Source organism: Pseudonocardia sp. CA-142604 (genome assembly GCF_050948475.1).
GTDB classification, from domain to species: domain Bacteria; phylum Actinomycetota; class Actinomycetes; order Mycobacteriales; family Pseudonocardiaceae; genus Pseudonocardia; species Pseudonocardia alaniniphila.
Genome location: NZ_CP192045.1, coordinates 2,973,373 through 2,988,294 on the forward strand (window position 1 = coordinate 2,973,373; position 14,922 = coordinate 2,988,294).

Below are 14,922 nucleotides of genomic sequence, written 5' to 3' on the forward strand. Positions count from 1 at the left end.
GCTGGTCAGCTGTGGCAGTGGGGCGTGGTCGGCGGGAGGTCCAGGGCGGGGTTGCCGTCGAAGAACCCGGTGGGCTTCAGCATGAAGCCCACCGTGCTGACCGGCATCACCGGCCAGTCCTCCGGCCGCACGACGTGGTGGGCGCCGAACGTGTACCAGACCACCACGTCCGTGCCCTCCAGCGGACGGTCGCCCGCCCCGTACACGGGCAGGCCCTGGCCGCCCGGGTGCTGAGCGGGGTAGTCGCCCGCCGCGAAGCGCTGCGAGTCGTCATGGGCGGTGACCCACAGCTGGTGCTCCGTGAACCCGGACCGCGGGGCGTAGAGCGCGTCGGGCGAGTACATCGGGGGCACGTTCGATCCCGGCATCAGCGCATAGGAGGTGGGCGCGCCGAGGGCAGAAGTCTTCTCGGCGCTCTCGATCCGCCAGTACCGCGCCCGCGCCGCGTCGGTGTCGCGTTTCGCGACCGCCTCGCTGGCGAGCACGGTGCGCTGCACCTCCCAGGCGTTGCCGTGCGGGTTGTCCGGGCCCGGCGGGCTCGGCACGGAGTCGACCTCGACCACGGTGTTGGCGCGACCGTCCACGCTCATGTCGAGCCGCACGCAGAAGAAGTGCTGGTGGTTCGGCCCGTAGAGGCCCGGAGCGACGAGCGTGCCGTGCTTGGGCGTCTCGCCCGGCGCGATGGCACCCGTGGAGATGACGCCACTGAGCTTGATCTCGTACTCGATCAGCCCGTCGTTGTAGAGGTACCAGAAGTACCCGTACTCGTAGTTCCCGACGGTGACGATCGTGGAGATCACCAGGCGCCGCCTGCGCCGCACCTGCACCGCGCCGGTGCGGAAGTCGGTGTGCTTCCAGGCGATGCCCGCGTCCTCCTCGTGCATGCAGACGGCGTTGTTGATCGTGACGGGGGCGCCGTCGTTGTCGTTGACGACCGCGTCGAAGTACTCGATGTGCCCGACGCAGTCGCAGCCGAGCGTCAGCTGGTTCGCCAGCCAGCCCACGCCGTACTCGCCCTGGTCGAACACATTCTTGAAGCGGTGCGTCGGCGCCGGGTCGCCGTAGGGCACGTACATCTCGGCGAGCGAGGCCCGGTAGACGATCGGCCGTCCGTCATAGCCGACCTGGTGCAGCACCAGCCCCTCGCGCGGGGTGAAACCGATCCGCAGCTGCCATTTCTGCCAGGCGACCGCGTGCCCGTCCACCGTGAAGCTCGGGCCCTCCGGCTGGGTGATCTCGATCGGCTTGACGTCGTCGCGGTAGGCCTCGACCGCGGGGACGTTGTCCGGCTCGAAGATCCACGGCTCCTCGTAGTTGCCCGGTGCCGCGGGGATCGGGACGACGCCGTGGTCGTTGACCTCGATCACCTCACCTGCGTCGAGGTCCACCACCACGATCAGGCCCTCGACGGGCCGGGCGTACCCGTGCTCGCCCGGCGCCGAGCGCACCCAGGTCAGCGGACGCGCGATCCGGCGCACTGACGGGTGGTCCTCCGGGCCCGTCCAGCTCGAGGCCCACGGGTCGATCATGGTGAGCGAGAAGTCCTCGACGCCGCGCAGCCGCATGGCCTCCTGCCAGCGCGGGTCGGCCTGCACGATCTTCTCGCAGGACTCGAACTCCTCCGCCATCATCGGCGCCTGAACATCCTCGATGGCCTCGAAGGACACGACCGTCTCGTCGGTGAGCGAGACGACCGCCTCGTACGTGGTGCGCCGGCCGCGCTCGTAGAGCACGATGTGCGCTTCCCGTGGTAGCGGTTCGTCGCCGGGAGACCAGTCGAACACCGTGCCCTTCGACGGTTCGTGCAGCGTGACGAACACGAACCTGGTTGTCTCCGTCAGTCCCCGCGCGCTGCGCAGCACCTGGACGGCGGCAGTGATTTCGTCGCCGGTGAGCGGCTCCAGCGGATGGCTTGTGCTGGTTGGGGCGACGGTATGGTCCTCGACGGCGGTCATGCTGTGGCTCCCTGCGGTGTGTCGGATGGGGCGTCCACGCTTTCGGCGACCTCGAACTGGCCGATCCGGGAGTACCTCGTGGGATAGCGGCTGCGCAAGACCACGGCCACCGCCATTCCCGCGAGGAATACCGCGAGCACCACCCACGGCAGCAGCCTGATGTAGGCGGCGTCGCCCGCGCCGGCCAGGTCATAGCGGTTGACGACGAGCAGTACGCACGCGCCCGCCATGGCCGCGAAACCGAGTATCGGGGCGACGAGCGTGGACCACCAGCGGAACTCGGAACGGGCCGTGGTGAGGAAGTAGCGGATGATCGCGATGGAGACAAGCGCCTGTACCGCGAGGATCCCGAGCACGCCGAGCAGCGGCGACCACGTGCCGAGCTTGAGCAGCGCACCCTCGTTGCTGGGGTCGTAGATCACGAACGCGAGGCAGTAGAGCCCGACGAGCACTGTCACGGTCATCGCGGCGATCACGGGGCTGCGCCGGGAGGACGTGCGGGCGAGGGGGCTCGGCAGCACTCCTTCGCGGCCGAGTGCGAACAGGTAGCGGGCGCTGGTGTTGTAGAAGGCCATCGCGCAGGCGAACGAGCCGGTGACGATGAGGATCTCCATGAGCACCGTGGCCCACGACCCGACGTAGCGGTCGGTGAGCGGGTAGAACGCCGACGCCGTCTCGCCCGCGTACTGCGCCTTGACCGCCTCGGCCGAGCCGTTCAGGCCCCAGCCCGTGACGAACACGTAGGAGATGACCGTGTAGAACACGCCGAGCCCGATCACCGACCCGTACGTCGCGGCCTTCGCGATCCGGTGCGGGTCGCGGGTCTCCTCGGCGTAGTTCGGCGCCATCTCGAAGCCCACCCACGACCAGAACGCCGCGAAGAGAGCGACGCCGGCGGCGCCGGTGCCGAAGACCTGGATCGCCGCGGAGTTGTCGAAGATGTTCACCGGGTTCAGCGGGGCGACGGAGAATCCCTCGGCGCCTCCGGCGGCGAACACTCCGACGGCCAGCACGATCAGCACCAGCAGTTCGGCGATGAGCGCCACACCGAGCACCTTGGCCGTCAGCTCGATGTGGAAGACGGCGAAGAGGCTCATCAGTGCGAGCCCGGCGATCATGTAGACCCAGGCCGGCAGGGCCACACCGGTGAAGCTCGCCACGGTGGTGGAGGCGAAGTAGCCCATGGTCCCGGTCACCGCGGCGGCGAAGACCATGTAGCAGATCGCGATGAGCAGCCCGGATCCCAGGCCGACCACGCGGCCGAGGCCGCGGGTGACGAACGTGTAGAAGCCGCCCGCGGAGGTGACGCGGCGGCACATCGCGATGTAGCCGACCGAGAAGATCGTCAGGGCGACGGTGGCGACGATGAATGCGGCGGGGGAGGCGTACCCGCCACCGAGCGTGGCGACGGGGACGTTGAACAACATCGCGGCCAGTGGAGCGGCACCGGTGACGATGCAGAACAGGACGGAGGGCAGGCCGAGCGCTCCGCCCGCGAGCCGGCCCGGCTCGGCTGGTGCGGATGGTGAGACGTCGGCTGCTGTGCCGGTGGTGGGTGCGACGGTCATGGCGGCTCCCGGAGGTCTTGGGGTGCAGTCGCGGGTCGGGCCTGTGGTCCTCGAAAGAGCGTGAGTGGCGCTCGTGTCATCTGCGTCACAGCCGCATGACATGACCATCGCCCGCGATTCGCGATCAGCGCAAGGACTGTCGACCACATGCCCGCAATGCGAGTCGACGCAAGCGGGACGACGGGAACCGGATCCGGCACATCGGGCAAGGAGGGGTGTGACCGCACCCCGGCTCGTAGGAAACGATCCACCGCATCCGCCCCCGCTCCGGCTCGTCCCGTCCGAGGAGGACGTCTCGCAGAACCAGCAACCCGCTGTCGCGGACGACAGCGCGGTGCTCGTCGCGTCGCTGACCCGGCCTGATGCGTTCGCGCTGATCTTCGACCGGCACGCAGCCGCCATCCGCAGCTACTGCGCGCGCCGCGTCGGCGCGAGCACGGCGGAGGACCTGGTCGCGGAGGTCTTCCTCACCGCGTTCGAGCAGCGCGGCCGGTTCGATCCCGCTCGGGCCGTCGTGCCCTGGCTCTTCGGGATAGCGACCAACCTGCTGCACCGCTTCCACCGCCAGGAACAGCGCGGCTTCCGCGCCATCGCCCGCACCGGGCGCGACCCCGTCATGGAGGGCATGGCCGAGCGCATCGCCGAACGAGTGGACGCCGGCCGGTTCTCCCGCGAACTGGCCGCCGCGCTCGGCGCGATGCCCGGCACGGAGCGCGACGTCCTGCTGCTGTTCGCGTGGGCCGACCTCGGCTACGCCGAGATCGCCGAAGCGCTGAGCATCCCCGTCGGAACCGTCCGCTCCCGGCTGAGCAGGGGTCGCGCGCGGCTCCGTTCGGCACTTCCGGCGCAGTCCGACCCGCACAGCGAGAAGAAGGAGACACCGTGAACGAGATCGAGCTTCTCGCCGGGATGCGTGCGGAGACACCGGAGGACCCTGAGGCGTTGGCGCGCGCCCGGCAGCGGCTGCTGCAGCGTGCCGCCGACCCGGCCGTGAGGCGCGCACGTCCACAGCCGGCACATCGGCGGTGGGTGTGGCCCCTGGCGGGTGTGGGAGGCCTCGCCGCTGCCGGGCTCGTGGTCACCGTGGTCCTCGGGGGTATCACGCCGGTCCCGCCTGCCGTGAACGCGCCGGTCGGTGCCGCCCAGCCCGGTGGGCAGAACATCCTCCTGGTGGCCGCGGAGCGGGCGGAGGACGCCGCGCAGGGAAGCGGCCGGTACTGGGTCAACCGGACCGAGTCGGGAGTGATCAGCGAGGTCGGGCCGGCGGACAACCGGTACCGGGTGGTCGAGCGCGGCAGGGCCGAGACCTGGGTCGCGCAGGCGCCCGACGGGACGAGCTGGTGGATCAGCCAGTCGCTCGGCGCGCAGCCCCTGGGTCCTGCCGACAGAGCCGCCTGGCGGCGGGACGGCGAGCCGGACAGCTGGACGGTCACCGCGCCGGCCGGTAAGCGCGGCTCCCTGGAGATCTCGGCCGGCGCACGCCCGCCGTTCGGCAACCCCATCGGCACCGGCTCGGAGTCGTTCGCCCTCGGGGACCGCAACGTCACCCAGCGGGAGATCGACGCGCTTCCCACGGATCCCGCCCAGCTGCGGTCCGCGCTGCTCGACCGGTTCCACGGGGGCGGCGGTGACATGCCCACCGATCAGGACCGCTGGCTCTTCGCCGTCGGCAGCAACATCATCACGGACATGCCGGTCAGCCCCGGAGTGCGGGCGGCGGCCTACCGGATGCTCGACGACCTGTCCGGGGTGCGAGACCTCGGCTCTGTGCAGGACGCCGAGGGCCGTGCCGGCCAGGCCGTGGCGGTGATCGACGAGAGCCGCAACGGGACGTTCGAGTCGCGCCTGATCATCGACCCCGACTCCGGCAGACCGCTTGCCCGGGAGACCCGGCTGGTGCAACCGGACGGGAGCGCCGAACTCACCAACTACGACCTCATGATCGGTACCGGGTACACCGACGACTCGCCGCCACCCGTGCCCGCCCCTCGGTAGACCGTGACCGGAGGTGACCGGTCGTTGTGACAAGGGCGACCCCCGCGCGGACGTGCGCGGGGGCGCCCGCGACGATGTTCCTGTGACAGGCACGCAGTCTCCGTCGACAACCCCGGTCCACTCGATCCAGCAGCGCATCGCCGACGAGCTCGGCGTGCGGACCCACCAAGTGGCCGCGGCCGTCGACCTGCTCGACGGTGGCGCCACCGTCCCGTTCGTCGCCCGGTACCGCAAGGAGGCCACCGGGGCCCTCGATGACACGCAGCTGCGCACGCTCGAGGAGCGCCTGCGCTACCTCCGCGAGCTGGAGGAACGCCGCACGGTGGTCCTCGACGAGATCCGCAAGCAGGGCAAGCTGGACGAGGCGCTCGAGGCGCGGATCATGGCGGCCGAGTCGAAGGCCCGCCTCGAGGACATCTACCTGCCCTACAAGCCCAAGCGCCGCACCAAGGCGATGATCGCGCGCGAAGCCGGGCTGGAGCCGCTGGCCGACACCCTGCTCGCCGACCCCTCGCAGGACCCGTCCACCGTCGCGGCCGGGTTCGTCAACGAGCAGGTCGCCGACGCCGCCGCCGCGCTGGAGGGCGCCAGGTCGATCCTCGTCGAGCGCTTCGCCGAGGACGCCGACCTGATCGGTGGTCTCCGCGAGCGGATGTGGACGCGGGGGCGCCTGGTCACGAAGGTCCGCGAGGGCAAGGAGACCGAGGGCGCGAAGTTCGCCGACTACTTCGACTTCTCCGAGCCGTTCACGAAACTTCCGTCGCACCGCATCCTGGCCGCGTTCCGCGGTGAGAAGGAGGAGGTGCTCGACGTCTCCCTGGAGCCCGACGACGGGTCCGAGGAGCCGGTGCCGGGCGCCGTCACCGACTACGAGCGCACGATCGCCGTCGCGTTCGGCGTCTCCGACCGAGGCAGGCCGGCCGACAAGTGGCTCGGCGACGCCGTGCGCTGGGCCTGGCGCACGCGGATCCTGCTGCATCTGGGCATCGACATCCGGGTGCGGCTGCGCACCGTCGCCGAGGAGGGCGCCATCGGCGTCTTCGCGTCCAACCTGCGCGATCTCCTGCTCGCCGCGCCCGCGGGCAGCCGGGCGACCATGGGCCTGGACCCGGGCCTGCGCACCGGCGTGAAGGTGGCCGTCGTCGACGCCACGGGCAAGGTCGTCGCCACCGACACGATCTACCCGCACGAGCCGCGGCGCGACTGGAACGGCGCGCTCGCCACCCTCACGAAGCTCGCCGCCGCACACGACGTCGACCTCGTCGCGATCGGCAACGGCACCGCCTCCCGGGAGACCGACCAGCTCGCCCGGGAGCTCGCGGCGAAGAACCCCGGCCTCAAGCTGACCCCAGTCGTGGTCAGCGAGGCAGGCGCCTCCGTGTACTCGGCGTCGGCCTTCGCCTCGGCCGAGCTGCCCGGCCTCGACGTCTCGCTGCGCGGGGCCGTGTCGATCGCACGGCGGCTGCAGGACCCCCTCGCCGAGCTCGTGAAGATCGACCCGAAGTCGATCGGCGTCGGCCAGTACCAGCACGACCTGCCCGAGTCGTCGCTCTCCCGCTCGCTCGACGCCGTGGTCGAGGACTGTGTGAACGCGGTCGGCGTCGACGTGAACACCGCGTCGGTGCCGCTGCTGCGCCGGGTCTCCGGGATCACCGAGGGTCTGGCAACCCAGATCGTGCAGCATCGCGACACCAACGGGCCCTTCCGCACCCGCCGCGCCCTGGCCGACGTGCCGCGGCTCGGCCCGAAGGCGTTCGAGCAGTGCGCGGGCTTCCTGCGGATCCGCGGCGGCGAGGACCCCCTCGACGTCTCGGGTGTGCACCCGGAGTCCTATCCCGTCGTGCACCGGATCCTGCAGCGGGCGAAGACCGACATCGCGACGTTGATCGGCAACACCCAGAAGATCAAGTCGCTGCGGCCGCACGACTTCGTGGACGGGACGTTCGGCCTCCCGACCGTCACCGACATCCTCACGGAGTTGGAGAAGCCGGGCCGCGACCCGCGCCCGGAGTTCCGCACCGCCACGTTCGCCGAGGGCGTCCACAAGATCGCCGACCTGCGACCGGGCATGCTGCTGGAGGGCCAGGTCACCAACGTCGCCGCGTTCGGAGCGTTCGTCGACGTGGGCGTCCACCAGGACGGACTGGTGCACGTGTCGGCGATGTCGAAGAACTTCGTGAGCGACCCGCGCGAGGTCGTCAAGTCCGGGGACGTCGTGCGCGTCAAGGTGCTGGAGGTCGACGAGGCGCGCAAGCGGATCTCGCTGACCCTCCGCCTCGACGACGAGGTGAGCCCCAAGCAGCCGCGCACCGGCGGTGATCAGAAGGGCGGCGACCGCGGCCCTCGTGACCAGAAGGGCAGGCCCCGCGACCAGAAGGGCGGGCCGCGCGACCAGAAGGGCACACAGCGGGGCGGCGACCAGCGCGGCCGCGGCGGCGACCGGCGCAGTGGGGGAGGCCGGCAGGGCGGCGGCTCGGGCGGTTCCGGTGGGGGTCTGGCCAACAGCGCCATGGCCGACGCTCTGCGCCGCGCGGGGCTCACGGGCGACCGCAAGGACTGACCCCATCCGCTGACTCGCAAGCCGGGTGCCCGGGACACCGGCACCCGGCTGTTGCGAGTTGCCAGGTACGGAAAGCCGGTCAGCCGGCCAGGAGGGCGACGACTCCCTCGACGTCCCCGAGGTCGTCGAGCACGTGGTGGGCGCCTGCGGCGGTGAGGGCCGCCGCCGGGGTCGCCCCGGTGGCCACCCCCACGGCCATCACGCCGGCGGCGAGGGCAGCGGCGACGTCGTGCACGGTGTCACCGATCACCAGTACGTCCTCGTCGGCGAACGGCCCATGCGCGGCCTCGGCCCGCTCCCTGCAGCGCCGCACGAGCTCGGAGCGCACCGCGTGGTCGTCGCCGTATGCCCCGATGGTGGTGTCGAGGTACTGCTCCAACCCGAACACCCCCACCTTCGCGATCCCGATGGCGGTGATGTTGCCGGTGACGAGCGTCTGCACGACACCCGGACGGGCGTGCAGCGCGGCGAGGACGTCGGCAACGCCGGGCAGCAGCCGCCCCTGCACACGCATGAGATGGCTGCGCGCATCGAACTCGGACGCGTAGCGCGTGAAGAACCCGTTGAGGTGCGGGGTCGCGTCGGGGATGCCGTGCAGCGCGAACAGCTCCGGGGTGATCTCGAGGTCCGTGCGGCCGGCGGCGATCAGGGCGCCGGCCCACGGCAGCCCCGTGACGGCGGTGAAGGCGGCCGCATAGGCCTCGACCCCCACCCCGCCGCCGACGAGCAGGGTGCGGTCCACGTCCCACATCAGTAACCGCACCTTTCGATCCAACCACCACACTCCCACCGCCCGGTACGCGCCCGATAAGTGTTCGTATCGCCGAGGGCGCGGCCTCCAGGCGCTGCCGGCGTTCCGCTGGGCTCAGAGCGGGGCGGGTGTGCGGGTTGATCCGGCACCTGGGACTATGTTCAGTCGGTGGCGCGTTGAAGTCCACCAGAGACCGCACCGGCCAGGTAGTTATCGTGCCGCAGGCCCCGCGGGCTCGCCCGCGGGAGTGCCGTTCGCGCTCCCGTTTCACTGCGACGGAAGACGATCTGTGACCCTGCCCCTCGACGGGACCTTGCAAGACAACCAGCCCGACCTCCACCTCCCCCGATTCTCCGACCTCCCCCTGCGTGCCGAGCTGCTGGCCGCGGTGGAGGAGCTCGGCTACACCCACCCCAGCCCCATCCAGGCCGAATCCATCGCGCCCCTCGTCGAGGGCCGCGACCTGCTGGGCCAGGCCGCCACCGGCACCGGCAAGACCGCCGCGTTCGCGCTCCCGATGCTCGAGCGGCTTGCCGAACAGCGCCCCGAGCGGGCCCGCGGCGAGGCGCCGTTCGGGCTGATCCTCGCTCCCACGCGCGAGCTGGCGCTGCAGGTGTCCGAGGCCGTCAGCCGCTACGGCGCCCGGCTCGGCGCGCGCGTCCTCACCGTGTACGGCGGTGCGCCCGTCGGCCCGCAGTGGAAGGCGTTGCAGAGCGGCGTCGACGTCGTCGTGGCCACCCCCGGTCGCGCGATCGACCTGATGAACCGCGGCGCGCTGCGCCTGGACGACCTCGAGATCGTCGTGCTCGACGAGGCCGACGAGATGCTCGACATGGGCTTCGTCGAGGACATCGAGACACTGCTCGACGCCACGCCGGACACCCGTCAGGCGGTGCTGTTCTCGGCCACCATGCCGCGGCGCATCGAGATCCTCGCGCAGAAGTACCTGCGCGAACCGGTCACCGTCCGCATCCGTCGCGAGGCCGTGGCCGAGGGCGAGGCGCCCAAGGTGCGCCAGACCGCGTACCTCGTCCCGCGCACCCACACCACCGCCGCGCTCGGGCGCATCCTGGAGGCCGAGCGGCCCGCCGCCGCGATCGTCTTCTGCCGCACCCGCCTGGACGTCGACGCCGTCACCGAGATGCTCACCGCCCGCGGCCTGCGCGCCGAGGCCCTGCACGGCGGCATGGACCAGGAGCACCGCACCCGCGTGGTCGAGCGGCTGCGCAGCGGGCGCACCGAACTGCTGGTCGCCACCGACGTGGCCGCTCGTGGCCTGGACATCGACCTGCTCACGCACGTGGTGAACCACGACGTGCCGCAGTCGTCGGAGGCCTACGTCCACCGGATCGGCCGGGTCGGCCGGGCCGGACGCGAGGGCGTCGCGATCACTCTGGTGCCGCCGTCGAAGGTCCACGCGCTGCGTGCCGTCGAGCGGCTCACCGGCCAGCCCATCGCGTTCGCCGCGGTGCCCACGGCCGCCGACCTGCGGGCCGCCCGGTTGGACCGCACCGCCGCGGCTCTGCGCGAGCGGCTGATCGCCGACCTCGACCCCGACGCCGCCGACCCCGCCGCCACACCCGTCGACCCGGATGGCGTGCGGGCGATGCTGACCGGCCTCACCGCCGAGTTCGACGCCGTCGACGTCGCCGCCGCCGCGGTCCGTCTCATGCAGGAGGCCGCCGGCTCGCCGGAGGACGGCGAGGACATCCCGGTCGTGAGCATGCCGCGCTCCGGAGGACCGCGGGAGTCCCGCGGTCGCGGTGGCGCGGCGGGCACACGCCCGCCGAAGGCCGGCACCACCCGCCTGTTCGTCAACGCGGGCCGCGCCAGCGGCGTCCGGCCGCAGGACATCGTGGGCGCGCTCGCCAACGAGTCCAACCTGTCGGGCCGCGACATCGGCGCGATCCAGATCCACGAGCGGCACGCGCTGGTGGAGATCCCCGAGCACGCCGCGGACGATGTGCTCCGCAGCCTGCGCGGCAGCACCACGCTGAAGGGCCGCAGGGCCAATGTCCGTCGCGACCGCGGGTTCGCCGGGGCCGCCGCCGGCGGGAGCCGCACCCGCCGCGACTGATCCAGCTCACCGACCGGCCGACGGCCCAGAGATCCGGGCCGCCGGCCGGTATGGGCTGTGCGCGCCCTGAGGCCGGGGTTTCGCACGAACGGTGCGTCGGTCCGATAGGTCCCGTAGGTCGGGACGAGCGGTCCGATCGCCCGGCAGGGCTCGAGTCCTGTGCCCAGCGCCGGCTCGCTCTCGGATCGCCCGAACGGCGCGTTCATCCGTTGGGTCCGGATCGGTGGACCGCTCGTTCGACTCGTGCGGCGGCGGGCCGTTCAGGCGAGTGCGCTCCGGAGGTCGTCCGCCACCGTGGCCAGGAACTCCTCCGTGCTCTGGTGCGGCGTGTCCTCGCCGATCAGGCGTGCGAGGTCCTGCGTCATGTGCCCGCCCTGCACGGTGTCGATGACCACGCGCTCGAGCGTCTCGGCGAAGCCGATCAGCGCGGTGTTGCCGTCCAGTTCGCCGCGGTGGGCGAGGCCTCGGGTCCAGGCGTAGATCGACGCGATCGGGTTCGTCGAGACCTGTTCGCCCTGCTGGTAGCGGCGGAAGTGGCGGGTGACGGTGCCGTGGGCGGCCTCGGTCTCGACGGTGCGCCCGTCGGGTGAGACCAGGATCGACGTCATCAGGCCGGGGGAGCCGAAGCCCTGCGCCACGATGTCGGACTGGACATCGCCGTCGTAGTTCTTGCACGCCCAGACGTAGCCGCCCTCCCATTTCAGGGACGAGGCGACCATGTCGTCGATCAGGCGATGCTCGTAGGTGATGCCCGCGGCGGCGAAGCGGTCCTTGAACTCGGTGTCGAAGACCTCGTCGAACAGGTCCTTGAAGCGGCCGTCGTAGCGTTCGAGGACGGTGTTCTTCGTGGACAGGTACACCGGGTAGCCGCGGCCCAGCCCGACGTTCAGGGAGGCGCGCGCGAAGTCGCGGATCGAGGAGTCGAGGTTGTACATCGCGAGCGCCACACCGGCGCCAGGGGCCTGGTAGACCTCGTGCTCGATCGGCGCGGAGCCGTCCTCCGGGGTGAAGGTGACGGTCAGCTTGCCCGGACCGGGGAAGCGGAAGTCCGTGGCGCGATACTGGTCGCCGAAGGCGTGCCGCCCGATGATGATCGGCTTCGTCCAGCCAGGCACGAGCCGCGGAACAACGGGGACGACGATGGGCTCGCGGAAGATCACCCCGCCGAGAATGTTGCGGATCGTGCCGTTGGGGGAGCGCCACGACTGCTTGAGGCCGAACTCCTCCACACGCGCCTGGTTCGGCGTGATCGTGGCGCACTTGATGCCGACACCGTGCTTCTTGATCGCCTCGGCTGCCGCCACGGTGACCTGGTCGTCGGATGCGTCCCGCTCCTTGATCGCCAGGTCGTGGTAGTCGATCCGGAGGGCGAGGTGGGGGAGGATCAGCATGTCCTTGATCCAGTGCCACATCACCCGGGCCATCTCGTCGCCATCGATCTCGACGACCGTGCCGTCGACCGTGATCTTCGCCATTCGGCAGCCTTTCTGTTCGTGTCGTGCCGGTCCTGATCAGGTGCGGGAGAGCGGAGCGTGCGGCCCCGGCGTGGCCTCGTACTCCTCCACGGCGTGGGCGATCCAGCCGGCGCAGCGCGCGATGACGAGGACCGCTTCGCCCGCGCCCCGTGGCATGCCGTGCACGAAGCACATCGCTCCGAGTGCGAACTCGGCGTTGGGCGCGAGGCCCCGCCGCTCACGCACCGCCGCCACGACGGCCGTGACGATGCGCTGGCGTTCCGGGTCGCCATGGCTCGCCGCCAGCAGTTCGAGCAGCAGCGCCGCCCGCGGGTCGGGAACGCGGTAGCGGGGCTGGCCGAAGCCCGACACCTTGTCGCCGCGTAGCAACCGGTCTGCGAGCACCCGGGACACCGCGGCCACCGTGTCGATCTCCTCCAACCAGGCCTGGACCGCCAACGACGATCCGCCGCCCAGGAGGAGGCCACTGGCCACGCTCATCCCGGCGAGCACCACCGAGTAGGGGTCCGCTGCGCTGGCGGCGGCTTCGCGGGCAGCGCGCGTGGACGGGCCGAGGCCGTGCTCGGCGAGCAGCACGAGCGCCGCCGACAGCAGGGCCAGCTGCGTCTCGCGGGGCCGGGCGGGGGTGAGCCGGGACCACAGCCGGGTGGCGAGGTCGTCTCCGCCGTCGGTGTCCCGGCCGTCGGTGTCGCGTCCGTCGGTCGCATCTGTCGCAGCGAGGAGGGGCAGCGACTCGACGAAGGCGGGGGCGAGTGTGCGAGCCGCGGAGAGGACCGCGGGGCGGGACAGGTCGTAGCGGAACGGGTCGGTGGCCCCGAGCAGGATCGCGGTCGCCTTCAGACGGTCCAGCGGGAGGCTCGAGCCGGGCATCGCCGCCTGTGTGCGCTGGATCGAGCGGCGCAGCCGGGCATCGAGGCGGTGGAGGCGACCGGGAGCGATGACGCCGGTCCACAGCAGCTCGGCCACCTCCGCGTACGGGACGGACACCGCGAGCTCGGTGGCGTCGATTCCGCGGAAGAGCAGCCGGTCGTCGGCGATCCAGCCGACGGACGTCTCCGCAGGCGCGGTGCTCGCGGCCTCGGGTAGTCGAAGGTCGAGCGGGAGCGGAGCCGCCAGTGGCCGGGCGCCGCGCCGCCGCGCGAACTCCTCGACCTCGGTGCGCGAGAGCCAGCTGCGCCGGTCGTCGGGGAGGCGACTGCTGCTGAGCTGGCCGCGGCTGATGTAGGCGTACACGGTGGCCGGCTTGACCCCTAGCAAGCCGGCCGCCTGGGCGATCGAGATGACGTCGCTGCGCGGACCAGCGGAGGTTGACAACAGTGGCCTCCCTCGTCGGTCGTAGGTTGATTAATCAATACGAGAGTATGCACCCAACGCCGATTCGTCTCGCGTTGACACTCGCACAAGCAGGTGCCTACGGTCGATGCATCAGCATTACTCAATGTTGATTGTGTTGATTGTGGAGGTTCAATGCCACGGCACGAGGTCGCCGTGATCCGCGGCGACGGCATCGGCCCCGAGCTCGTCGAGGCTGCTCTCACCGTGCTCACCGCGGTGGGGGATCGGGCTGGGCTGGAGTTCGCCTTCACCGAGGTGGACGCGGGGGCGGACGCCTACCGCCGGACCGGTGTCGCCTGCTCGCCACAGGATCTCGAGCTCATGCGCACCGGCGTGGAGGCGACGCTCAAGGGACCGGTCGGCCTCCCCGACGTGCGGCTCCCCGACGGCACCGAGGCGGGGCTGCTGGGCGGCATCCTCCGCGGCGGGCTCGATGCGTACGCCAACGTCCGGCCGGTGCTCGCGCTCCCCGGGATCGAACCGGTCCTCGCCCGCGCCGGGCACATCGACTACGTGCTGGTGCGCGAGAACACCGAGGGCCTCTACGCGTCGAGGGGCAAGGGTGTCGGCAACAGGTGGGCGGTGGCCGACACCACGATGACCACGCGCGAGGGAACCCTGCGCGTGTGCCGGCGCGCCTTCGAGATCGCCCGTGCCCGCACGGGCGCCCCGGCCGACGGCGTCCGGCGGGTCACCTGCGTCGACAAGAGCAACGTGCTGCGCAGCCATGCGCTGTTCCGCGAGATCTTCGGCGAGGTCGCCGCGGCGTACCCGGAGATCGCCGCCGAGTACCTCTACGCGGACGCCGCAGCTCAGGCGCTCGTCCTGCGCCCGGGGGAGTTCGACGTGCTGGTCATGGAGAACCTCCTCGGTGACGTGCTCAGCGACCTGGGCGGGGCGACCATCGGCGGAATCTCGCTCTGCCCGTCGGGCAACATCGGTGACGGCGCCGCCTACTTCGAGCCCATTCACGGGAGCGCCCCGTCGATCGCCGGACGGGGTCTGGCGAACCCGGTCGGGCAGATCCTCGCCGCCGCGATGATGCTCGACCACCTCGGCCACCAGCGTCCGGCTGCGGACGTGCGCGCGGCCGTGACCGCAGCACTCGCCGCGGGTGAGGCCCGTATCGGTGCCGACGGATCGGCTCGCGGCGGCCCGGGCGCGATCGCCGCCGCCGTGGTCGAACACCTGCCCGATTCGTCCTGA

General features: G+C 71.5%; 10 protein-coding genes. 5 read left to right on the plus strand and 5 right to left on the minus strand.

Translation table 11 applies throughout. The annotated features are described in order from the left end of the window. Positions 1-5: 5 nt before the first annotated feature. Both ACQPZQ_RS13690 and ACQPZQ_RS13695 read right to left on the minus strand, forming a co-directional pair. The gene (locus ACQPZQ_RS13690) at positions 6-1,955 is read right to left on the minus strand and encodes a primary-amine oxidase (protein WP_433295608.1); all 1,950 of its coding nucleotides are present in this window, start codon (positions 1,953-1,955) and stop codon (positions 6-8) included. Further along, complete coding sequence (locus ACQPZQ_RS13695; protein WP_433295610.1) at positions 1,952-3,523, minus strand: APC family permease; 1,572 nt, start codon at positions 3,521-3,523, stop codon at positions 1,952-1,954. The genes ACQPZQ_RS13690 and ACQPZQ_RS13695 overlap by 4 nt, the downstream gene beginning before the upstream one ends. A gap of 217 nt (positions 3,524-3,740) precedes the next feature. Between ACQPZQ_RS13695 and ACQPZQ_RS13700 the strand changes: the two genes are divergently transcribed. The 3 genes from ACQPZQ_RS13700 (at position 3,741) to ACQPZQ_RS13710 (ending at position 8,078) form a co-directional block, all read left to right on the plus strand. Further along, complete coding sequence (locus ACQPZQ_RS13700) at positions 3,741-4,409, plus strand: RNA polymerase sigma factor (protein ID WP_433295612.1); 669 nt, start codon at positions 3,741-3,743, stop codon at positions 4,407-4,409. Next, the gene (locus tag ACQPZQ_RS13705) at positions 4,406-5,518 is read left to right on the plus strand and encodes a CU044_5270 family protein (protein WP_433295614.1); all 1,113 of its coding nucleotides are present in this window, start codon (positions 4,406-4,408) and stop codon (positions 5,516-5,518) included. The genes ACQPZQ_RS13700 and ACQPZQ_RS13705 overlap by 4 nt, the downstream gene beginning before the upstream one ends. Positions 5,519-5,600: 82 nt before the next feature. After that, positions 5,601-8,078: a Tex family protein gene (locus ACQPZQ_RS13710; protein WP_433295616.1), complete on the plus strand. Its 2,478-nt coding sequence runs from the start codon at positions 5,601-5,603 to the stop codon at positions 8,076-8,078. A gap of 79 nt (positions 8,079-8,157) precedes the next feature. Here ACQPZQ_RS13710 and ACQPZQ_RS13715 read toward each other — a convergent pair whose 3' ends face one another. Next, complete coding sequence (locus tag ACQPZQ_RS13715; RefSeq protein WP_433295618.1) at positions 8,158-8,829, minus strand: haloacid dehalogenase-like hydrolase; 672 nt, start codon at positions 8,827-8,829, stop codon at positions 8,158-8,160. 289 nt (positions 8,830-9,118) lie between these two features. Here ACQPZQ_RS13715 and ACQPZQ_RS13720 point away from each other — a divergent pair, with 289 nt between their 5' ends. Further along, positions 9,119-10,906, plus strand: coding sequence for a DEAD/DEAH box helicase (locus tag ACQPZQ_RS13720; protein ID WP_433295620.1), 1,788 nt, complete (start codon positions 9,119-9,121; stop codon positions 10,904-10,906). A gap of 260 nt (positions 10,907-11,166) precedes the next feature. Here the strand turns inward: ACQPZQ_RS13720 and ACQPZQ_RS13725 are convergent, their stop codons facing one another. Further along, positions 11,167-12,381: an NADP-dependent isocitrate dehydrogenase gene (locus ACQPZQ_RS13725; RefSeq protein WP_433295622.1), complete on the minus strand. Its 1,215-nt coding sequence runs from the start codon at positions 12,379-12,381 to the stop codon at positions 11,167-11,169. A 36-nt stretch (positions 12,382-12,417) separates the two neighbouring features. Then, positions 12,418-13,695 carry a citrate/2-methylcitrate synthase gene (locus ACQPZQ_RS13730; protein ID WP_433295624.1) on the minus strand — a complete coding sequence of 426 codons (1,278 nt, stop codon included), beginning with the start codon at positions 13,693-13,695 and terminating at the stop codon, positions 12,418-12,420. 153 nt (positions 13,696-13,848) lie between these two features. Here ACQPZQ_RS13730 and ACQPZQ_RS13735 point away from each other — a divergent pair, with 153 nt between their 5' ends. Further along, complete coding sequence (locus tag ACQPZQ_RS13735; protein WP_433295626.1) at positions 13,849-14,922, plus strand: isocitrate/isopropylmalate dehydrogenase family protein; 1,074 nt, start codon at positions 13,849-13,851, stop codon at positions 14,920-14,922.

Bases quoted from the DNA above. Each gene is read 5' to 3' on its own strand.
- ACQPZQ_RS13690 (WP_433295608.1), bottom strand. From the start codon at position 1,955: ATGACCGCCGTCGAGGACCATACCGTCGCCCCAACCAGCACAAGCCAT.
- ACQPZQ_RS13695 (WP_433295610.1), bottom strand. From the start codon at position 3,523: ATGACCGTCGCACCCACCACCGGCACAGCAGCCGACGTCTCACCATCC.
- ACQPZQ_RS13715 (WP_433295618.1), bottom strand. From the start codon at position 8,829: ATGTGGGACGTGGACCGCACCCTGCTCGTCGGCGGCGGGGTGGGGGTC.
- ACQPZQ_RS13725 (WP_433295622.1), bottom strand. From the start codon at position 12,381: ATGGCGAAGATCACGGTCGACGGCACGGTCGTCGAGATCGATGGCGAC.
- ACQPZQ_RS13735 (WP_433295626.1), top strand. From the start codon at position 13,849: ATGCCACGGCACGAGGTCGCCGTGATCCGCGGCGACGGCATCGGCCCC.